This window comes from Clostridium sp. CM041 (assembly GCF_055081035.1).
In genome coordinates, this window is record NZ_CM143648.1 from 1,842,927 (window position 1) to 1,864,994 (window position 22,068).

Annotated in this window: 23 protein-coding genes and 1 riboswitch; of the genes, 7 read left to right on the forward strand and 16 right to left on the reverse strand. The window is 30.3% G+C overall.

Annotated elements, in window-relative coordinates:
- Nucleotides 1-254: 254 nt before the first annotated feature.
- Nucleotides 255-428: riboswitch (cobalamin riboswitch) on the reverse strand.
- Nucleotides 429-597: 169 nt separating this feature from the next.
- The 5 genes from sigG to ACWJJT_RS08660 all read right to left on the reverse strand — a co-directional run bounded on the left by sigG (nt 598) and on the right by ACWJJT_RS08660 (nt 5,092).
- Nucleotides 598-1,371: an RNA polymerase sporulation sigma factor SigG gene (gene sigG / locus ACWJJT_RS08640; protein WP_462954405.1), complete on the reverse strand. Its 774-nt coding sequence runs from the start codon at nt 1,369-1,371 to the stop codon at nt 598-600.
- Between the two features lie 173 nt (nt 1,372-1,544).
- Nucleotides 1,545-2,111, reverse strand: coding sequence for a hypothetical protein (locus ACWJJT_RS08645; RefSeq protein ID WP_462954406.1), 567 nt, complete (start codon nt 2,109-2,111; stop codon nt 1,545-1,547).
- An 89-nt stretch (nt 2,112-2,200) separates the two neighbouring features.
- On the reverse strand, nt 2,201-2,899 hold the full coding sequence (locus ACWJJT_RS08650; protein WP_462954407.1) for an LrgB family protein: 699 nt from the start codon (nt 2,897-2,899) through the stop codon (nt 2,201-2,203).
- Nucleotides 2,892-3,245, reverse strand: coding sequence for a CidA/LrgA family protein (locus ACWJJT_RS08655; protein ID WP_462954408.1), 354 nt, complete (start codon nt 3,243-3,245; stop codon nt 2,892-2,894). Before ACWJJT_RS08655 ends, ACWJJT_RS08650 begins: the two co-directional genes overlap by 8 nt.
- Before the next feature lie 281 nt (nt 3,246-3,526).
- Complete coding sequence (locus ACWJJT_RS08660) at nt 3,527-5,092, reverse strand: nitrite/sulfite reductase (RefSeq protein WP_462954409.1); 1,566 nt, start codon at nt 5,090-5,092, stop codon at nt 3,527-3,529.
- Nucleotides 5,093-5,214: 122 nt separating this feature from the next.
- Here ACWJJT_RS08660 and ACWJJT_RS08665 point away from each other — a divergent pair, with 122 nt between their 5' ends.
- Nucleotides 5,215-6,102, forward strand: a complete 888-nt coding sequence (locus ACWJJT_RS08665; RefSeq protein ID WP_462954410.1) for a LysR substrate-binding domain-containing protein — start codon at nt 5,215-5,217, stop codon at nt 6,100-6,102.
- A 75-nt stretch (nt 6,103-6,177) separates the two neighbouring features.
- Nucleotides 6,178-7,692 carry a metallophosphoesterase family protein gene (locus ACWJJT_RS08670; protein ID WP_462954411.1) on the forward strand — a complete coding sequence of 505 codons (1,515 nt, stop codon included), beginning with the start codon at nt 6,178-6,180 and terminating at the stop codon, nt 7,690-7,692.
- A gap of 46 nt (nt 7,693-7,738) precedes the next feature.
- Here ACWJJT_RS08670 and ACWJJT_RS08675 read toward each other — a convergent pair whose 3' ends face one another.
- Entirely contained in the window at nt 7,739-7,942 is a 204-nt protein-coding gene (locus ACWJJT_RS08675) for a hypothetical protein (protein ID WP_462954412.1), read from the reverse strand.
- 263 nt (nt 7,943-8,205) lie between these two features.
- On the opposite strand from ACWJJT_RS08675, the gene ACWJJT_RS08680 reads away from it, so the two are divergent.
- The 3 genes from ACWJJT_RS08680 to ACWJJT_RS08690 all read left to right on the forward strand — a co-directional run bounded on the left by ACWJJT_RS08680 (nt 8,206) and on the right by ACWJJT_RS08690 (nt 10,801).
- Nucleotides 8,206-8,328, forward strand: a complete 123-nt coding sequence (locus ACWJJT_RS08680; protein ID WP_258280580.1) for a hypothetical protein — start codon at nt 8,206-8,208, stop codon at nt 8,326-8,328.
- Nucleotides 8,329-8,552: 224 nt separating this feature from the next.
- Nucleotides 8,553-9,254, forward strand: coding sequence for an ABC transporter ATP-binding protein (locus ACWJJT_RS08685; protein WP_462954413.1), 702 nt, complete (start codon nt 8,553-8,555; stop codon nt 9,252-9,254).
- A complete protein-coding gene (locus ACWJJT_RS08690) occupies nt 9,251-10,801 on the forward strand; it encodes a putative ABC exporter domain-containing protein (RefSeq protein WP_462954414.1) in 1,551 nt (516 codons plus the stop codon). The genes ACWJJT_RS08685 and ACWJJT_RS08690 overlap by 4 nt, the downstream gene beginning before the upstream one ends.
- Nucleotides 10,802-11,102: 301 nt before the next feature.
- Here the strand turns inward: ACWJJT_RS08690 and yedF are convergent, their stop codons facing one another.
- From yedF to ACWJJT_RS08710, 4 genes are all read right to left on the reverse strand, one after another.
- A complete protein-coding gene (gene yedF / locus ACWJJT_RS08695; protein ID WP_462954415.1) occupies nt 11,103-11,699 on the reverse strand; it encodes a sulfurtransferase-like selenium metabolism protein YedF in 597 nt (198 codons plus the stop codon).
- A 193-nt stretch (nt 11,700-11,892) separates the two neighbouring features.
- A complete protein-coding gene (locus ACWJJT_RS08700; RefSeq protein WP_462954416.1) occupies nt 11,893-12,870 on the reverse strand; it encodes a 2-hydroxyacid dehydrogenase in 978 nt (325 codons plus the stop codon).
- A gap of 12 nt (nt 12,871-12,882) precedes the next feature.
- Complete coding sequence (locus ACWJJT_RS08705; RefSeq protein ID WP_462954417.1) at nt 12,883-13,182, reverse strand: hypothetical protein; 300 nt, start codon at nt 13,180-13,182, stop codon at nt 12,883-12,885.
- 3 nt (nt 13,183-13,185) lie between these two features.
- A complete protein-coding gene (locus ACWJJT_RS08710; RefSeq protein WP_462954418.1) occupies nt 13,186-13,896 on the reverse strand; it encodes a hypothetical protein in 711 nt (236 codons plus the stop codon).
- Between the two features lie 163 nt (nt 13,897-14,059).
- Here ACWJJT_RS08710 and ACWJJT_RS08715 point away from each other — a divergent pair, with 163 nt between their 5' ends.
- Entirely contained in the window at nt 14,060-14,551 is a 492-nt protein-coding gene (locus ACWJJT_RS08715) for a metallophosphoesterase family protein (protein ID WP_165413345.1), read from the forward strand.
- Between the two features lie 130 nt (nt 14,552-14,681).
- Here ACWJJT_RS08715 and ACWJJT_RS08720 read toward each other — a convergent pair whose 3' ends face one another.
- Together ACWJJT_RS08720 and hydF are read right to left on the reverse strand one after the other, a co-directional pair.
- The gene (locus tag ACWJJT_RS08720) at nt 14,682-14,894 is read right to left on the reverse strand and encodes a heavy-metal-associated domain-containing protein (protein ID WP_165413344.1); all 213 of its coding nucleotides are present in this window, start codon (nt 14,892-14,894) and stop codon (nt 14,682-14,684) included.
- 543 nt (nt 14,895-15,437) lie between these two features.
- Nucleotides 15,438-16,640, reverse strand: coding sequence for a [FeFe] hydrogenase H-cluster maturation GTPase HydF (gene hydF, locus ACWJJT_RS08725; protein WP_462954419.1), 1,203 nt, complete (start codon nt 16,638-16,640; stop codon nt 15,438-15,440).
- A 271-nt stretch (nt 16,641-16,911) separates the two neighbouring features.
- Between hydF and ACWJJT_RS08730 the strand changes: the two genes are divergently transcribed.
- Nucleotides 16,912-17,682 (forward strand): polysaccharide deacetylase family protein, encoded by a 771-nt coding sequence (locus tag ACWJJT_RS08730; protein WP_462954420.1) that lies wholly within the window; start codon nt 16,912-16,914, stop codon nt 17,680-17,682.
- Nucleotides 17,683-17,901: 219 nt separating this feature from the next.
- On the opposite strand, the gene pssA is transcribed toward ACWJJT_RS08730, so the two are convergent.
- From pssA to ACWJJT_RS08750, 4 genes are all read right to left on the reverse strand, one after another.
- Nucleotides 17,902-18,420, reverse strand: a complete 519-nt coding sequence (pssA, locus tag ACWJJT_RS08735; protein ID WP_462954421.1) for a CDP-diacylglycerol--serine O-phosphatidyltransferase — start codon at nt 18,418-18,420, stop codon at nt 17,902-17,904.
- 226 nt (nt 18,421-18,646) lie between these two features.
- Nucleotides 18,647-19,825 (reverse strand): acetyl-CoA C-acetyltransferase, encoded by a 1,179-nt coding sequence (locus tag ACWJJT_RS08740; protein ID WP_462954422.1) that lies wholly within the window; start codon nt 19,823-19,825, stop codon nt 18,647-18,649.
- 27 nt (nt 19,826-19,852) lie between these two features.
- A complete protein-coding gene (locus ACWJJT_RS08745; RefSeq protein ID WP_462954423.1) occupies nt 19,853-20,038 on the reverse strand; it encodes a hypothetical protein in 186 nt (61 codons plus the stop codon).
- A gap of 191 nt (nt 20,039-20,229) precedes the next feature.
- Nucleotides 20,230-21,927: a sigma-54 interaction domain-containing protein gene (locus tag ACWJJT_RS08750; RefSeq protein ID WP_462954424.1), complete on the reverse strand. Its 1,698-nt coding sequence runs from the start codon at nt 21,925-21,927 to the stop codon at nt 20,230-20,232.
- Nucleotides 21,928-22,068 lie beyond the last annotated feature (141 nt).

Below are 22,068 nucleotides of genomic sequence, written 5' to 3' on the forward strand. Positions count from 1 at the left end.
CACCTACAATCTGATTTAAAAATGCAAGGCCAGATAATGTAACTATAATCGCATTGAAGCACCCGGCGAAAACGATGATATTCTGCCTAATCATGTTATAGGCTCGTTTTGACAATTCGTAGTATAGGCCTGTCTACAAAACAAAAATCCTTCTAACTAAAGTGTTAGAAGGAAACGATTCAAAAATATGCTTAATCATATAAAATCAACAAACAAATTTTCATTATAAAGCCCTCTCTATCACTCGTAGAGTTTGTAGTGCGAAAATATGGGCAGGTATTCTGACTCAAGAATCATTATTTAAGCGCGCCTTCCCCGTTTTCGAGTGGCATAATGCACTTAAATTCATCTATTACAGCTACGAGATAGTTCAGGATTTTAACCTGATTCCCTTTTAATTAATTTAAACCTATATTTTATTATTTAATTTTTATAATTCTTTCACACATGTACTCATTACATAGTAGACTTATTATTACAAAAAATCAACTACTTTAATTGTAAAAAGATAATATTTTTCAAACTTTCACAAAATAATACATTATACTATATTCTGAAATAAATGCTACAGTAAAAAAAGGGACCCACTAGGGGACCCTATACGTACTTTCTCATGTGCTTTAATGCAGTTTTTTCAAGTCTAGAAACTTGTGCTTGAGATATTCCTATTTCACCTGCTACTTCCATTTGAGTTCTTCCATCGAAGAACCTTAAATTTAAGATTAACTTTTCTCTAACATTTAATTTTTTCATTGCCTCTTTAATCGATATATTTTCAAGCCAATTATCATCTAAATTTTTGGTGTCACTTATTTGATCCATTACATAAATTTCATCTCCACCAGCATGATAAATTGGTTCAAATAAAGATACAGGATTTTGTATAGCATCTAAAGCAAATACTACGTCTTCCCTTGGTAATTCTAATTCTTTTGCTATTTCAGCTACTGTAGGCTCTTTATTGTCTTGATTCACCAATCTGTCCCTAACTTGTAATGCTTTATATGCAATATCCCTTAATGATCTACTAACTCTTATTGAGTTATTATCTCTTAAATATCTTCTTATTTCCCCAATAATCATAGGAACTGCATATGTTGAAAATCTAACATTTAGACTTAGATCAAAATTATCAATGGACTTCATTAAACCAATACAGCCGACTTGAAATAAATCATCTACGTTTTCTCCTCGATTATTAAAGTGCTTTATCACACTTAAAACCAATCTTAAATTTCCTTTAATAAATATTTCTCTACACTCATACTCACCATTTTGTATCCTAAATAGTAGCTCTTTCATTTCTTTTTCTTTTAGTACGGGTAATTTTGAAGTATCTACACCACATATTTCTACTTTATTGAATACCATAAGGTCATCATTCCCTTCAGAGTAATTGCTTCTAAATTATGTCCTTATGGTTTGCTTTTTATACTACAGACAACCTTTAACATCTGAAAGGGTGTTTTTATTTTAATCTTAATAATAGATTCATCAAAATTTCATCACAATCTCTTTAATCCTGCCCATAACATTCCTACATATTAATTAAACTTATTTAAGCTATCTATTAATTCATTAAAATTCTTTTTAGCTACTATTTCTCTATTCTTAAAATCACCCATTTTTTGTTTATTAAATTTTTCACTTTTATCCAGGTTTACTAGCTCCTCTTTTACAGTTTCTCTAAGCCTTGGAATAATATTTATTATTTTTTTTATTCCATAAATATATTCATCATCATAAAGCTTGAAACATTCAAATAAACCTGATATAAGTCTCCCATCTGAAAATATGTAAATATATCTATCACTCATTTCATCTGATAAATCGACTTCAATTTTATGCTTATACAACCTAAAGACAACATCATCTTTCTCAATAAAAACAGGAAATATCATAGAAAAGAGCACCTCTATTTCTTCTTCCTGCTCAACTAATCCTGAAAAATCGCTTTCATTAAGTTTTTTAACTATTTCATCTGTAAAAATATATTTCCTTACCTCTTTTCCCAATTTACTCCTTAGTTTTTGCTCCTTTTCATCAGATAATAAATTGTCTATTGAATCAATTAATTTATTTAGCGGACCTTTAATCTCATTTTTTTTCATAATGAAAAAACCTCCTTAATAATACATAAACTACATATATAAACTTAATTTAATCGAAGCTAAAATGTAGCGTATTCCAAGAAATTATCTTAAAAGCGCAAAAACATATTCCATAAAAGAGGATATAAAAGGACAGCTACAATACCTGAAATAGCCATAGTTATACCACTCATCGCTCCCTCAGTTTCTCCTATTTCCATAGCCCTCGCTGTTCCCAGTGCATGAGAAGATGCTCCCATAGCAATCCCTAAGGCAACTTTATCATTAACTTTTAAAATTTTATATAAAAACGGTCCGACAATTGAGCCTACAACACCCGTCATTATTATAGCTACAACTGTAATTGATGAAAGTCCCCCTAACTGATTTGACAATGCTATTCCTATAGGTGTTGTTATAGATTTAGGTATTAAAGATTCAATAAGTACATCGGAAATTCCAAATAATTTCGAAAGGAATACCACACATACAATACCAGAAATAGCACCACTAAAAATCCCTATAAGTATTGGAATAGCATTTTTTTTAAATAATGAGAATTTCTTATACATAGGTAAAGCTAATGACACTGTGGCAGGAAATAAAAAAAATGAAATTATTTTACCTCCGTTATTGTAGTCTTCATATTTAATATGTAGCTTTGTCAAAAAAAATATTAATATAATAATGGCTATCAAAAGTGGATTAAAAATTGAAATTCTGCCTTTCTTCTTTATGTAAATCCCAATTTCATAAGCAATAAGGGATATTATTACACCAAAAACTGGTGAAGTAATTAAATCATTCATATAAACGTCCTTTCCTTAAAAATTTAACTACGAGCGCTGTTACAATCCAAACTAAACATGTGGAAAGGACAACTATAACGATAAATGGTATCCATTTTCCTTTTAACACACCAAATGCTGTCATTAAACCTACTCCAGCAGGAATAAAGAAAAAAGACATATTTGATAAAAGGAACTCACAAACTTCTTCTATCATTTCAACCTTAACTATTCCTATTTGCAACCCCAAAAACAGTAAAACAAGTCCAATAACCGCTCCGGGAATTGGTAATTTAAATGCAAGTTGTAATATGGTTCCAATAATGTACGGAATCAAAATAACCATTAATTGTCTTAAGTACTTCATTATTTCACCTACTTATTATAAAATGTTGTGATTTATTTAATCTTATTATTAAAGTATATAATTTTACTATTTATGTATGTAATCTCTTGTTAACCAACATTTATCACTCCTTAATTATATTAATATAATTTACTAGCAATTAGTTATTTATTTCACAATTATAACAACTAATCTTCTTAGGTATACCATTTTTTTAACTAGAGGTCAAAAGCAATCCATAGAAGACTAGTGCTTGGTAAACGATAATCATAATCTAATTGATATCAAATACTCTCATTTACTTATACTATATATTTGTTTATAATTTCATTAAGTTCATATACATTTTGCTCAGTCCAACTAGTAAAATCTTTTTTATCATTAGTTGCAGCACTTGCAAGTTCGAATAAAAATTTTGGTACTTCTGCTTCCTTAATATCGCCATAATATTTACCTAGCTTTGTTTTACCTATCCCAATCTCTCCCCCAAAATGTAATTCGAATACATTTATAAGCTCATCTTGGACCTTTTTCTTTTTACCGCAAAACCCAATTGTCCCTATTTCGTGTACAGAACAAGAATTAGGGCATCCTGATATATGAACATGAGGCAGTATATCTTTCGTTAAATTATTTTCTTTAAAATAGCTTAGTATTTCCTTTAAAGTACGCTGAGTTTCTAAAATTCCCATCTGACAAGTAGGAACTCCTATACAAGCAATAGAACATTCCAGAGAAGTATTTCCACCCATTTTATCTGTTAGCTCAAGGATTATTTCAGCTTCTTTCCCATTCAAATTTCTAATGTATAATCCCTCTGACATAGCTAGTCTTATCTCTACTTCATTCATAACTTCTATTTTATCTATTATTAGTTTCAAATGATCACTTTTTAATTGTCCGCCTATTGGGTGCACATACACACTGTATAATCCCTTTTGTTTTTGAGTAAATAGTCTTGGACTTCGCATCGATGTTTCAATCCCAACTTTGTCGTAGATTTTAGTTTGTACCTTGATTTTTAAATTTTCTCTAGTCTTAACTTTTTCCAAATAACTATTATAGCAGTTTACAAATTTCTCCTCACCCATTCTTTCCATAATATATCTTATGCGAGCTCTTCCCTTGTTAATGTAGTCACCTTCATTAATAAAAAGATCTGTTATTGCTTCAACATGATATAAAATATCTTCTGGCTTAATCAACTGTTCTCTCTTCACAGATAGTTTTGAATTGTTCCCCATTCCACCACCTAAATATACTTTAAAATACTCTATGCCATTTTCTTTAACCGCTAAAAATCCTAAATCAGTAGCAGTTACATGTGCCTCATCCTTTTCATTACTTGAAAATGCAACTTTAAATTTTCTTGGGAGTTTATACGTATATACCTTACTTAAAAAATAGTCCCCTACAGCTGTTGCGTAAGGTGATACATCAAACACATCTTTTGCCCCTACTCCAGATAGCGGTGAGACCGACACATTTCTAGGAAAATTACCGCCGGCTCCCCTTGAATATAAACCTTTCTTTATACCTTCTTCCATGGAATCACAAACTTCATCAATAGTAATTCCATGTAGTTGTATCGCCTGACGAGTAGTTAGATGTATACTTTGTAATTTATATCTTTGTGTAAAATCATATATTAATTTAAGATCTTTTATAGAAGCTATCCCTGATGGTATTCTAAATCTTATCATAAATTTCTTGCCACTACGCTCGGCATACACGCCCATACCACCTGATGCTCCTTTAAAGTCCATTTTACTTGTTTCCCCATTTAAAAATTTATGTCCAAGCGCTCTAAAACCCTCAACTTCCCCAAGAAGTACTTCACTAAGAAGAATTTTATTTAAAGTTTTCATCTATATCAATCCTTTCCTATTGCAACATTATTATGGCTATAGTATACTGTTTTTTAACCAATAAGTATAATACATGTTTTATATAATACTTATTAATATTTCTGATAGGTAGGGTGATAATTTTGATTGAGGAATTAAAAACCTTTATTGCTGTGGTAGATAAGAAAAGTTTCACAAAGGCTGCAAAGAGCATCAACATATCTCAGCCTAGCGTAAGCTTACATATTGTAATTTTAGAAAAACACTTCAATACAAGACTAATAGAAAGATCAAATAGACAGAGAAATATATTAATTACACAAACTGGAGAAATATTGTACAAAAAAGCTAAACAAATAATCTCCCTAATAGATGATACAAAAGAAGAACTTAACAATTACCATAATTCCACCTCTGGCACTTTAAAGATCGGCGCAAGCATGACTATAGGTGAATTTTTACTCCCCTCAATACTAGGAGAGTTTATTAAAGAGTTTCCAAACATAAAACTAGAAGTTGCTATTGAAAATACCCATAATATTTATGAAAAATTTAAAAACTATGATATTGATATTGCTTTAACTGAAGGTAGCGTCCCTGTGCATAACTATACTTTCAAAAATTTTTATGAAGATACAATGGTCGTTGTAACTCCAAATTCCTTTACCTATGACCAAAATATTGGACTTAAAACTTGTTTGTCAAATCAAACTTGGATGCATAGAGAAGAGGGTTCTGGCACTGGTGAATATCTAAATATCTTTTTAAATACAGAAGGCATATCTCCAAAAAACTTCATTATTCTCGGAAGTAACTACTCCATTAAAGAAGCTGTTAAAAACAATTTAGGGGTAACTTTTATTTCATCTTTAGTAGTAACTGATGCTGCTATTAACAATGAACTTAAAATTATACCTATCAAAACAAAATACAATAGATTTTTTTCTTATTTAGTTCATGAAAAAAATCTATCTAGGATCGCAACATTATTTGTTGAGAAATTAGAAAAGTTTAGCCGTATCAATAAATAATGCTTAATTATTAATAATCTAGCATATCAATAGTAGAAGTGCTTTTATTTTATAAATAAAGGGAGGACTTCTATTATGTCAATAGCTTCAATTAACGATGACTCATATACCCATATTTACGCCACTCCAAATACAGGTAAAATAACTATATTTGAACAAGAAAGAGTTAATTACGGAAATATATACATTAAATTCACTCAATATATTCACATCAGAGGTACACAATATACAAAATACACAGACAAAGATATAAGTTTTGAAACAACTAGAACCGAGTTAAATGATAAATCAAGATTTACAACTTCACCATCTAATATATCAGATTGTCTTTTATTACGAGATTTAGAAGCACTTGTTATAGATCATATATCTAGAAAAGTTAAAATAGTAACAAGAGACCAATATAATTGTATTATACACACTTTATTACTTCTTAATGTTGCAGGCAAGGCAACTACAGGGCTCTTACTAGATATATATAATCAACAATATATTGATAATTTGCAACAGAGCGCTCCACCTACGGTAGGCTTACAACAATATGCAATTAATGATATTCAAGAAACACAAAAGAAAGTAGTTGATATTAGTACGAATGACACAATTCAATTTGCTTTTGCAACAGACCTCCATGCTGATGATTATTTGAATTATTATGACCAAATTCAAAGACATTTAAAAGCCATTGTAGATATTCAAAAATATGGAATATTAGATTTTATTGCTATTTGTGGTGATTTGCATTCTGGTGTTTATCCAGATAAAGAAAATCCTAAGGGGAAATTAAGTGAACTTACTAAAACTTTAAAAGAGTCTAAAATACCAGTACTTATACTCCATGGAAACCATGATGATAATAGTTATAATGTTGTTGCACCTGTTAATCCTATTTTATCTAGTATAATAACTAAAAAGGAATGGTTCAACAGAATGATTAGACCTTTTATGAACGGAGAAATACATGATTCATGCGATAGTATGAGTCTTTATTATTACAAGGATTTTTATGATAAGAAAATTAGAGTAATATGCCTCGATTCAACGGACTATCCAATAATTATAAATAATGATGGTACTATTAAATGGCACGGACAAAACTTTTGGGGATATGGAGCAAGACAAGTACAGTGGCTACAAAGTGAAGCACTTAATACATTAGAAAAAAACGATTGGTCAGTTGTAGTACTATCCCACATGGCTACAAGAGATACAAATTTAATGTTTAATGGATATGATCCATATAACGGTAATCTAGTTGAAGGATTGTTGAAAGCATTTATGAAAGGCTTAACATTTACAGGAACTACTACAGGCGATTACGGCGTTACAGTAAATGCAAATTTTACGAGCCAAGGTCCAAGAAAAATACTATGTTATGTCTATGGACACACTCACACTGATAATAATAATAAACCTATTGATTTGGGATGGAATTTTATTAATACTGCTTCTTGTTATAGTGCAGGAGTTGCAGGAAGAGCTATAGGTACAAATACGGAAGACTTATGGGATGTTATTGTTGCAGATAAAAGTTCGGGTGCTGTGGATTGCTTTAGGTACGGATATGGTGTTGATAGACATATGTTATAATCTATACTGAAAAATAATTTTAAGGCAGGATTATCCTGCCTTAAAATTATTTTTCAGTAGTTCCTTTAGATGCTTCTGAACGTGCATTTAATTGTTGCTTTTCTTCTGGAGTAGCATCACTAGGGCCACTAGTCATGTTAGGCATGTTATACATATTAGTCACATCGCCGTTTGACGCACCACTAACACCTTTATTTGATTCCGATTGTTTTTTCATTTTTTTTATTTCTTCTAAATCATTTTTATTCATAAATATTCTCCCTTCTAATGTACAAAATACACTGCACATATCCAATGCATTATATAGTTTAACCATTTTGTGATATAATATTATGGTTATAAATTGTTAACAATATTGACACTTAAATGCAATACTTATTTAGTAGTATTAATTTATATAGGAATATGTTGCTACAACGATAGTATAAAACAAGACATGCAAAATATAGCTAATAAGAATTAGATTGAAATTTATAGCATGGCCAATAATTGCTGAAATGGAGACAAATAATTATGAAACCTGAAAACGAAAATGTGTCTGAAATGTCGGAAAATACTTCTATTTTAATTACTCTGTGTGTTGTCGCCTTAGTTCTAGCACTTGTGGGGATTAAAATAGTGATAACAACTATGTAACTCAAGGGTATATTAACGCTACCGTTATAAATTAATATTCTTGCAATTAACCCCAGGAATATTTGAACCACCTTTGGATCTAAATCAGATATATTTCACAATAAATTAGAACCATCCTAAATATTAAATTTAGGATGGTTCTTTCTACTTAAATACAGACCTTGCCTAAAGATAACCGTTTTGTTATAATTATGGTGATTTTACCTATTTAAGGAGATGAACATATGCTTACTGTACAAAATCTAAGTAAAAAATATTCTAAGGAATTAGTTGTAAACAATATTAGCTTTCAAGTAAATGAAGGTGAAATTGCTATTCTTTTGGGCCCAAATGGTGCTGGAAAAAGCACCACAATAAAATGCATCGCTGGGCTATTAAAATATGATGGATATATTGAAATTTGTAATCACAAAAACAAGAGTGTTGAGGCAAAAAAATTATTTTCCTATGTTCCAGAGGTTCCAGCTATGTTTGATTTGCTCACAGTTTACGAGCATATAGAATATATGGCTGCCGCTTATGGGATAAATAACTATAAAGAAAAAGCCGAAGAATTACTTAAAAGACTTGATTTAAGTGATAAAAGAAATAAGCTTGGAAAAGAGCTGTCCAAGGGTATGATGCAAAAGGTAAGTATTTGCTGCGCCTTAATAATAAATCCTAAGGTAGTATTATTTGATGAGCCTTTAATGGGCCTAGATCCTAAAGCAATAAAAGAGCTAAAGAAAGCGATTTTAGAACTCAGAGAAAAAGGTTCTGCTATTCTAATAAGTACCCACATAATAGATAGTGTTGATGATTTTTGGGACAAGGTATTAATAATGAAAAATGGAAATATAGTACTCTCCGGTACAAAGCAAGAGCTTATGAATAGGAATGAGACCTTAGAAGAACTCTTCTTTGATGTAACAGAGGATAACGTATGAAGCCATTATTTTATATAATAAAAAAATCTATAAGAAATTTTTTATTAGAACTAAAGCGAAAGCCAATAAAGCTAATTGCCTATATTATACTTCTTATACTTTTGTCACTAACTTTTATTTTTGGCAGCAGTAATACCAGCAAGCAAAAGATTTTAGATCCAGCGTTGTACACTACTATTGTAGGAGTTATTATTATACTATTCACCGCACCGGACCTATATTCCTCAATAAATAATGGAGCCACTTTTTTTAGGAGTGCAGACATAAATTTAGTATTTACATCTCCCACTAGTCCTCAGAAAGTTTTAGTATATGGATTTTTAAAACAAATATATACTTCATTTATAGCAGTTTTTTTTGTTTCATTTCAAGGACCTAACCTTTATAGTTTTACCAATATCAAATCCTATGGAATTATAGTAATTATCTTTGGCCTATTCATTATGCTCATTTTCAACTCAATACTAAAGATATTATTATATTCAATAGCTTCTAAATGTGAAAAAAATAAGGTTATTTTAAGAAATACTTTTAAATTTTTAGGAGTATCCCTAATTATAGTATACTTTATAGAATTATATATAACTAGGTCACCAGTTAAGGCTATTATATCATTGCTAAATAGTCCTGCCATTTCATATATTCCTGTATACGGGTGGGTAAGGGCAATTATATTATCTTCAATGAATGGCATACATTCAATATTTTTTGTTTATATAGCTCTGATTGTTGCGTCTGGAGGTATTTTCAGTTATTTAATTTACTCTATGCAACTTGACTATTATGAAGATGTTTTAGCTTCAACTGAATTAAAAGAAACAGCCATCTCCGCCACGCGTCGGGGTGAGCGATTATTTGTACAACCGGGTAAAAAACCTAAAGTAAGAAAAGTTCAATACACTAAAAAAGGAAAATTTGCCTCTGCTATATTTTGGAGACAAATATTAGAGTATAAAAAGACTGGTTTTGCATTGATAAATGTAGTGTCTGTTATTTACGCAGTTATAGCAATAAGTGCTGGATTATTTAGCCCTATAAAAGATTTAAAAATAGTCTTAGGTGGCATGATATATCTTCAATTATTTTCTACCTTTGCTAGTAAATGGAAAAGAGATTTATCGAACCCATACATTTACATATTGCCAGCCCACGCCTTTAAGAAGGTTATCTATGCAACTGTAGTTGATAACCTTAAAAACCTTATTGATGGAACTATAGTGTTTGCAATAACAGGAATATTATTTAAAAGTAGTATCATTCTTATTCTCCTTAATATAATAGCCTTTGTTTCAATAGGTTCTCTTTTCATCTATGGTGGAATTCTTACTAGAAGAATTTTAGGCAGTGGTAATAACATTGTATTTACATCTCTTATAAGAATTGCAATCTTACTTTTAATACTATCACCTGGTATAGTCCTTCTGATAGCATTATATAGTTCTACGGGAATGCTAATAGCCTACACACTATTCATCACCTATAATCTTATATTTAGCAGTTTAATAGTGTTTTTGGGTAAGGGCGTGTTCGAAAATATTGAATTATAGTGATATGTTTTTTTAGATTAATTATGTACAGGCGACATATATATGTCGCCTGTACATAATTAACCTCTATTTAAAATTGACACATATACTCACTCTTACTTCTATTCCTCTATATTTTGTTACTTATTTGAATGTGCTTCAATCATAGTTTAAATCTATTACTATAGTCTCTACACCTAATTTTCTAATAGCTTGGACATAGCTCATATTCTATTTTCATGTTATTTTACTACTACCAATATCATATTAATGAATATATAAAAAAATTACTAACAGAGTAAATAAAAAAAAGCCTTATAATCTAAGGCTTAATAATTTTATTAGCAGCATTCATTTTTTCAACAATGTTATACATATTTGTGATTTGTCCAACAGACAGCTCATTTTCTAAATTATAATAGTTAAGGCATGTTCCGCAAGATAAAATTTCCACTCCCAACCTTTCCAATTTTTGCAAGCTATCTAACACTGAAGATCGTTTGGTTGGAAGTTTTACTCCCCCATTATAGAAAACAATAGTAGAGGGGATTTGTTCTGCTTCTACCAAAGCATAAATAAAGCCTTTAATTAGAACTTGTCCTAATTCATCATTCCCTTCTCCCATTTTATCAGAAGATATAACAACTAATGTATTTTCCTTTTTCTCACTTTCTAACTCTTTAACAGATTCATCTGAACCTAACCCTTTTATAATTTTAACCTCATAATGATATTCATTAATAGTTTTAGAATCCCATTCATATCCCATTCCCTTAGCCATTTTTTCTAAATTTTTCTTAGCCATTTCATTATCTACAATAACTAATACGGTTTCATCTTCTTCAACTGCTTTAAGAGCATTTCTGGCCTCTATAACTGGTACGGGACAAGTTTTTCCTTTAGCATCAATTCTTATCATATAACTTACCTCCCATGGTAACGCAAGATTTTCAAGTTTAATTCAACCCTGTAAATGTTTTCTACTTATTTAATACATTTCATTATATTACCATTACGCAAAATAAAAGTCAATAAAGTTCTCAGAATATTATTACAATTAAAATAAATCACTTCCCTTCGTTAATCTGAATGAGAGTGATTTATTGGGAACATTATTTTAATACTTCCACATTAACACAAGTATCCGGCTTTTCACCATTCAATACTTTAATAATATTATTAGCTGCAGTTAATCCCATTTTTATTCTTGTTTCCATCGTAGCCGAGGCAATATGTGGAACAATTGCAACATTGTACATATCAAGAAGCTCTGGTTCAATGTCTGGCTCATGTTCAAATACATCAAGCCCAGCTCCCCATATTTCACCTTGCTTAAGGGCTTTAACTAATGCTTTTTCATCGATTACTGGACCATTACATGTATTAACAATAACTGAAGTGTTTTTCATCATAGAAAATTCCTTTTCACTAATATAGTGTCTGGTAGAAGGTGAAAGTGGCACATGTAATGAAACAAAATCCGCTTCCTTTAATAATCTTTCTTTATCCACATAAATAGCACCCAATTCTTTTTCCATTTCATAATTTCTCAACAAATCAGTATAAAGTATCTTCATATCAAAAGCCTTGGCTTTCTTTGCAAAATTAAAACCAATTCTCCCTGCTCCTACAATTCCTAAAGTCTTACCCGTGATTTCACGTCCAAGAAACATCATAGGATCGCAGGATTGAAAAGCACCATTTCTTGTGAATTTATCTGCTGCAATGATTCTTCTAGATACAACCATAAGTAGTGTCCATGCTAAGTCAGCAGTCGCATCATCCAGTACCTGCGGAGTGTTTGTAATTATTACTCCACTTTGAGTCGCTGCAGCTGTATCTATATTGCTGTACCCTGCTGCGTAGTTAGCAAATATCTTACATTTTTCACCAGCTGTCTCGAATACCTCTTTATCAATATTATCAGTCAAGAGACATAAAACTGCATCCTTACCTTTTACCTTTTCTAAGAGCTCTCCTCTTAATAAAACTCTATCTTGAGGATTGATTTCTACATCAAAATACTTTTTTAAAAGCTTAATAGCCTCATTGGGAATTATTCTTGTTACGTAAACCTTCTTCTTATCCATATATTACTCCTCCTATAATTCTAAAATTGACCTCCGACTTTTAGTAATATTTTTTTTATTAATCTTTAACTTTTTTATCAATATTGCTACAATTGAAACAAAAGAAAAATAAAATACGATAGTCGATGCTTTTTCTCTATCTCTTAAACATCGGATTAAGGTATAGGCTGATCCTGCACACATAGCAGATATAAATCCTAAAAGTGGAGGCAGAACTAAAAAATTGAATTGAGGTTTAATAATTAATAGAGCTCCTATAAATGCTAAGGCGAATATCAGCATAAATGTGATAGCTTTAGGTTTATTATCCATTCTTCACACCCTCTCAAATATAAGTTCATTTTTAATCTTTCCTATTTCTTTTATAATCTTCATTTTTCTAAAACAATAAGTAATTTTTCTTGCCTTGTATACCGTAACTTTTAATGTTTTCGCTAATTGTTTATTGGTAAAATTCACTGGTAGTTCTTGTGGTAAAAATTCATAAAAATCTTTTACTTCTCTAAATGTTATTTTATCTACTACTTCTAAAAGTTTTCTATCCACAATGCTTATACCTTTTCTTCTCCAGCTTCCTTTACCATCCTTGCACCGTATCTCTTCTTCTTTAGTCATTAAGATTTCTAGTATAAAATTTTCTTCCGCCATTAAATCAGGTATTCTAATTAGCTCATCAAATAAATCAACCACTTTACCTTTTTTAGGAGATTTTCTTCTACTAATTACTTTATTAGGTTTTTCTGTTGTTACTATATATTTTTCAACAGCTATAGGGTGTACTAGCATAACCTTATTGTACCTAACCAATTCTCTAAGCTTATTGCCAATTGCGCCAAAATTTTTCGTTTGTATTTCAATTAATGAATCTTCCCTTACTAAATCAATTATATATTTATCTACTTTTACTTCTAATCTGTCCCCTGGCACCGCATACCATTGCTTAATGGATGAGTGCAAAGATCTCTCATTTTTTATATTTATTCCTGTTTGCTCTAACATTAAGACCGTGTCTTCTATTTCCCCCATTTTTTCTCCTTGCGCTTTAATAAACATTTAAAACTTCACAACAAATGTAAAAATATACCCTTTTATTTATATAATAATTATAACAGAAATATCATATACCGCACATACTAATTATGTAGCAAATAATAATATAAAACACTATAATATTATAAGGTGATGAAATATGAAAATTGCGATATTATCTGATACTCATGCGAAAAAACATAATGATAAACTTTTTAAATTAATAAATAATATATTTAAAGAAGCTGACATGATAATTCATGCAGGTGATTATATTTCCTCAAGCGTCGTGTCAAAATTAAAAGAGCATAAGAACTTTGTTGGAGTATGGGGAAATAATGATAAAGGATACATCAGAGATTTACTAAAAGAAAAAGTAATTATATCTGTGGAAGGATATAAAATTGGTTTGTATCACGGCCATGGTAATAGCAAAAGCACACTAAATACAGCCTATGATAAATTTATTGATGATAAAGTTGATATTATCATCTTTGGACACACTCATCAGCCACTTATTTTGACTAAAAATAAAGTACTCATGATAAATCCAGGTTCACCCACGTGTAAAAGACGTGAACCATGGTATTCTTATGTTATTTTAGAAATACAAGATAAGAAAATAAATGTTCAATTAAAATTTTATAATTAATATTTTTATATTGAGTAAATAATTTCTTATAATTATTTACTCAATATTTATAGTTTCTACATATAATGGACATGAAAAAGTAGACAGAAAAAAAGCCTACCAATATTGGCAAACTTTTTATTTTTTTATATTAATCTTCTTCTACCTCAGTAACTTCATATCCTATTTCTTCAATAGCTTCCGTAATGTCATTATCAGTTGTTTCGTCTTCAAATTCTGCTACTGCAAATTTTTCTTCTAAATCTACTTTTAATTTACTAGCACCAATATCAAGTAATGCCTCCTTTACATGGCTTACACAATGTGAGCAACTCATTCCATCAATATATATTTTTTTCTTCATTTAAACTACCCCTTTCTATTGTTAATTCATATTATTATATATGTTACATTCTAAATTATATAATCAATAAGTCAACTTATTTTTTTAAATTCTTTTTATCTACCTGTATTTAATAATAATCCTGAACTAAAATTAATACATACTGTTCAACCAAAAGTTAAATAGAGCACACCATTAATGGTTAAAATTTCAATTATTATCGGTATATTTAAAGTATTATATCCAAAAATTCAAAATAAATTCTCTTTTATCCCTTATTTTAGCTTTAATTTTGACAGCCTCTTCATTAATTCTAATGTAAGATTATCCAATTCATTTAATACAAGTTCCAAATTTACTAGCCGCTATTCCCACATAACTATATACCTCTTTGACTCTGTGTGCAATACCTTTATTCATTCCCTTTTTTTGTCTTTATAGGTATATAAGTACCATTGAGTATGTCCTACAATTACGTCGCGCTGAACATCGAAATTGTTGATTTAAATTCAAGTTAAATTACCCCTATATTAATTTTATATAATACTTTTCAAAAAACTATCTTTAAAAAGAATCTTCTTCAAACGCACTAAGTACTCTATCCAATATACCATTTATATGTGCTATAGCTATACCGAAATTGGTAATAGGTAGTTCCTCTATATTAGCCTTCTTAATCCTTGACATGAATTGCTGTCTATTAACCATGCAGGCTCCACAATGAACTATTAGCTTATATCCGCTTAAATCATCTGGAAAACTGCTGCCGGCGCAAATCGTTATATCTAGCTTTCCACCTACTCTTTCTCCAAGCCATATAGGAAGCTTTTCTCGCCCTATATCTCCAACAAGTGGATGATGGGTGCAAGCTTCTGCTATAAGTACCTTATCTCCTGGTTTCAATGTATCTATAGCTTTTGCCCCTTTAACTAAGGTGCGTAAATCTCCTTTATACCTAGCCATAAGTATAGAAAAGGAAGTAAGTGGTACATCTTTTGGCACTATAGAATTGACTTTTTTAAATACCTGCGAATCCGTAATCACCAAATCTGGTTTGTCCTTTAGCGCGGCTAAAATATCCTCTAATTCACTATCCTTTACCACTAGTGCCATAACATCATTATCAAGAAGATCTCTAATTACTTGAACCTGTGGTAGTATTAGTCTCCCTTTTGGTGCTTGGATATCTTGTGGTGCTACAACTATTACCCTTGCCTTCGGTTTTATTATGTCACCAACAATCGTGCATTTTTCAAAATCCTCTGGCGCATTAGCCATAATTACTTTTTTTAACCCATCAATATTTACTTTATCTTTAGCGCTAACATTAATAAAAGTTAGATCTATTACCTTTTGAATATCCTTGAGTGATACTTCATTTTTGTCTATTTTATTGATGACTCCAACTACAGGTATTTTTCTTTTTTTTAAATCTTCATACCATGTTTTCTCAAATATTAAATCTTCCTCATTACCGTCAATAACCAAAAGTGCCAAATCAGTTTTGTCCATAACATCTTTAGTTTTCTTTATTCTAAGTTCTCCGATTACGCCTTCGTCATCAAACCCCGCAGTATCTATAATAACAACAGGACCTATTGGAAGTAGCTCCATCGCCTTATAAACTGGGTCTGTTGTGGTTCCTGCTAAATCAGATACTAATGCAATATCCTGCGATGTAATTGCATTAATCAAACTTGATTTCCCTACATTTCTTTTTCCAAATATAGCTATATGAAGTCTATTAGCATTTGGCGTTTGTTGCATAATATATCCTCCTCTTATCTTTTATGTTCAAATTTATTATTTAAAAATTTTTTCAATTTATTTTTCCATACAATCAGAAGATTCCAACTTTATCAAACAACATAATTATACAAAATTTGAGTATTGAATGTCAACAATTCATCAAATTATACTAACTATCTATAAATCCCTATTACACGCTACATAAAAATTTTATATATAAAAATATACTGCTTTAATACATTTTTCTTTGGGTATACTAATTACGACAAAATTAAAGGTGTGTGATAATATGAATTTTAGAAAAAAAAGTATTTTCCTTGTTTTTGCTACCACTATTATTTGTTTCTTGTTATCTAACAGTTCACATATAACCAATACACAGAAAAACAGCCAGGCATTTATACCATGTAGTCCGCCATTAAAATCTGCTGGGGGCATTGAAACTTCAAAATTTGTTTATTTAACTTTTGATGATGGTCCTACATACGTTGTTACCGATGCTTTATTAGATGTATTAAAAAAACAAAATGTAAAAGCTACTTTTTTTATAGTAGGAAAAGAAATTGAAGGAAAGGAATCAATTCTTAAGAGAATATATAATGAGGGTCATGGTATAGGTCTTCACACATACAGTCATAATTTTAAAAAAATATATAGAAGTACAGATGGTTTTATTTATGAAATGAAAAAAGATTCCAACAAAATTAAAGAAGTCACTGGCTTTGCTCCTAAGGTTATTAGATTTCCTGGCGGTAGCGCTAAACGCTTAAATGCTTCTAATTTAGAGAAACTTCATAAAAACAATTTTAAAGTATATGATTGGAATGTTAATTTATCTGATGGTATAAACCCTAATTTAAGTGTCGCACAACTTGTTAAAAATTCAAAAATAATTAAAGGTAATAAAAATGTAGCCATACTCCTTATGCACTGCAATTTCAATAATAAAAACACAGTAAAAGCTCTACCTGAAATCATAAAATACTATCTTGATTCAGGTTATGAATTTAAGGTTATTACTGGAGATACCCCTGAATATTATTATAAATTTAGAGATTAAATCATCTCCTGCGGAGCTACACATCTTCGGAGAAGATGAATTAACAACTACAGAAGGTGATTTATATTTTCACTGAAATTTTATTTTTGCTATAATATATGCCCCCCCACTTATATGAGTAGGAAACTCACCTTCTGAAATGTCATTAAAAAAACCTCACTATAAAGTGAGGTTTTTACTATAATTGCGTTATAAATTTTTTTCATAATAATTGCTTAACTATTGTTTTTTAAATTTTAATTTACTTACCATTAAATAAGATAATATAACCATTAAAATCATAGTCGACCCTAAATTTGAAGCTTTGTTAAACATAATTAAAGAATACAGCGCTAAAAATGTGCCTGTAATAGTAATAGGAATCCCTGAAAAAACCCCATTAAAATCCGTAATATTATATTTCGCTAACCTATATGCACCTGCTACTGGGAAAATTAAAACCATTAAATACCCAATTGAACCAAGCCCTGCGAAATTATAAATATTAAATATTAATATTGAAGGTGCCAAACCAAAAGATACTAAATCGCATAATGAATCTAGTTCTTTACCTAAATCGTTATCCACATTTAAAAATCTAGCTATTTTACCATCATATCTATCAAATATTCCTGCTAAAAGAATAAATACCGCTGCTAATTTATAATTTCCGTCAAAACTCATAAGTATAGACAAAATCCCACAAGACATATTGCTTAAGGTGAACATGTTTGGCACAGCATTTTTTATTTTAACCATCTATATCACTCCTATCCTTATAATTATATCATATTATTAGCAGTTATTCTTTAGTATTATATAACATTATTATTAAAAGCTTCTTAAATTTTACTTAATCTTCATCTATATCAAAATTTTAAATTAAATCCTTACTTAATTAATATTCCGAATATTAATTAATAATTACTTTATTTTCTATCAACTAAAAAAGGACCAGCATTTTTTTGCTGATCCTTTTTTGCTATTATCTTTGAACGATAATAGCAGTTCCTTGACCGCCACCTATACATAATGTAGCAAGTCCTGTTTTAGAATCTCTTTTTATCATTTCATATATTAATGTAATAAGTATTCTTCCACCTGAAGCTCCTACTGGATGTCCAAGTGCTATAGCCCCACCATTAACATTTACTATTTCTGGATTTAAGCCTAAATCTTTAGCTACAGCTAATGATTGAGAAGCAAAAGCTTCGTTAGCTTCTATTAAATCTAAATCAGCTACGGTCATTCCTGCTTTTTGTAATGCTTTTTTACTTGCTGGAACTGGACCATATCCCATTATTTTCGGATCTACTCCACCTGATGCATAAGATTTTATTGTAACTAGAGGTTTAAGTCCTAATTGATCTGCTTTAGCTCTTGACATTACTACAAACATAACTGCACCGTCATTTATTCCTGATGCATTAGCTGCTGTTACAGTACCGTCTTTTTTAAATGCTGGTTTTAATTTTCTTAATTTTTCTATAGTTGAACCAAATTTCGGAAATTCATCTGTATCAAATGTTATTGGGTCACCCTTTCTTTGAGGGATTACCACTGGAACGATTTCGTCTTTGAATTTACCTTCTTTTATAGCTTTTTCAGCTTTTAATTGACTTTTCAAAGCAAATTGATCTTGATCTTCTCTAGTTATGTTCCACTTTTCTGCAATATTTTCTGCTGTAACTCCCATATGATAATCATTAAACGCATCCCATAGAGCGTCTTTAATCATAGTATCAACTATTTTTCCGTCTCCCATTCTTGCACCCCATCTATTGTTTGGTAGTGCATATGGAGCGTTACTCATGCTTTCAGTTCCACCTGCTAAAACTACTTCCGCATCTCCACACATTATAAATTGTGCTGCCATGCTTACAGCTCTAAGTCCTGATCCACAAACCTTATTTATTGTAAGTGCTGAAGCCTCATCTGGAATACCTGCATGTATTGATATTTGTCTTGCAACATTCTGTCCAAGTCCTGCTTGTATTACATTACCAATAACAACTTCTTCTACAAGTTCCGGTTTAATTCCTGCTCTTTTTATAGCCTCTTTAGCTGCAACAGTTCCCATTTCTACAGCTGATACTTTTGATAATCCTCCACCAAAAGACCCTATTGCTGTTCTTGCTGCTCCTACAATTACTACTTCTCTCATATTATAACCCTCCGTTTATTTATTTCTCTAGTATATTATTACCACATAATAGGAATTTATTATATGCTTTTGTTTTTTTCCTATATATTTATTACTAGCAATTTTCATGCCAAGTGTGCACAATCTTACAACTCTTACTATACCAACCTCTGCCAATTTTTTAAAACAAATCATAACTACGACTGTAAACTTAGTTGACACTAATAACCCCATACACTTACCCATCTTGAGCTTGTTAATATTATAACCTAATTGTTAAAAAAATCACTAAAAGTATTTTCAACGTATTGATACACCTAAGCATATATTTTTTTTTACAATTCCCATTTATATCACTGCAACCATTTTTTATATAAAAACATCACATGTAATCATAGTTTACATGTGTACTAATGTAGATTTGCTTATTTCATTAAATTATACCTGTTTAATTTCTTATACAATCCTGCCCTACTAAGTCCCAATATTTTTGCGGTTTCTTTTTTATTCCCTCCTGTTTTTTTTATACATTCCATGATAAGGTCTTGTTCAATAGTTTCAACAACATCTTTTAAATAATTATTTTCTAATGAATATTTTTTCACTTTACTATTAATTATCTTATCCGGCAAATGCCTTGGCATTATAGAAATGTCTGTATCAAGCAGGTTTATAGCTCTTTCTATTACATTTTCAAGTTGTCTTATATTGCCCGGCCAGTTATAAGATTTCAAATAATCAATAGCCTCTCTTGAAATGCCCTCCGAGTAGATATTATATTTTTTACATATTTTTACTCTTAATGCATTAGACAATTCATCAATGTCTTCTACTCTTTCTCTTAATGAGGGTAATTTAAAATGCATAACATCCAACCTATAATACAAATCTTCTCTAAACTTTCCATCTTTAATTAACTGTTCTAATGACTTATTAGTTGACGCAATAATTCTTATGTCAACTTTGATAGCATCATTTCCGCCAACTCTCACTAATTCTTTTTCTTGAATAACTCTTAGGAGTTTAACTTGCATATTCATAGGCATATCACCAATTTCATCTAATAAGACTGTCCCGCCGTTTGCATGTTCAAACTTACCTTTCTTACCTGATCTTTTAGCACCAGTAAAAGCGCCTTCTTCATAACCAAACATTTCCGACTCAAAAAGCTGTGCTGGAATAGCTCCACAATTAATTTTTATAAAAGGTTTTTGGCATCTTCTACTAGCATTATGAATGGAGTGCGCGAATAGTTCTTTACCCGTTCCACTTTCACCAGTAATTAAGACGTTTGAATCTATCTTAGCTACTCTTTTAGCGAGCTTCATTACCTCGCGACTTTTAACACTATTGCCTATAATGTTTTCAAAAGTATATATTGCTTTTTGATCTGTGCTTAGTTCATTTTTACAATACTCAGCATCTTTTTGTGAATTGTTGATCTTATTACTTAATATTTTAAAATTGTCTAAATCTTTAAACATTATTTTCCCAATGGCCCCTACAATTTTACCATCTTTCTTTATAGGCACTCTTATAGAAATTAACTTATGGCCATTAGTTTCTTGAATTTCTCCAAACTCTTGTTTACCAGTCTTCGCTATTATATGTAATTTTGTGTTTTCTATAACATCAGTTACATGTTTCCCTTCTGGATTTTCGCAATTAATAAATTCTTTATATTCATCGCTCATCATAGTTATTATTCCATTTTCATCTACTACAACTACACATTCCCTTACAGCATTAAAAATTGTATCCAAAATATTTTCGTCTATTCTTCCATTTTTTTGTGAATTCATTAATATCTTATTTTCCGTTTTTTTACTAAATATTTGGAGTGCACCTACGATTTCACCATTTTGAGTTATTGCTTTGCGGGTTATAACAAATTTACCCTCTTTTATATTTAATTGTTCTTCTCTATTTTCAATTATACTTAATAATTCACCATAAGGAGATATTTTTAAAATATGTTTCCCTATGCTACTTTCTGCATTAACTTTCAACATTTTCCCAGCAGCATTATTAATGATTTTTATAATGCCTTTCTTATCAATAACAATAACGCCTTCATTAATAGTGCATATAACCTGGTTATAATAATCATTAATTGTACCCATTTGTCACCTTCCCTTAAGCTTATAACACAATTATAAAGTCCATAGTTTTTTTTATCAAGATATAATTAAAATAGCGAGATTTTTTCTCGCTATTTATGACTATTAACTTATTTTTTAACTATTATATTATTCTTTTACTAA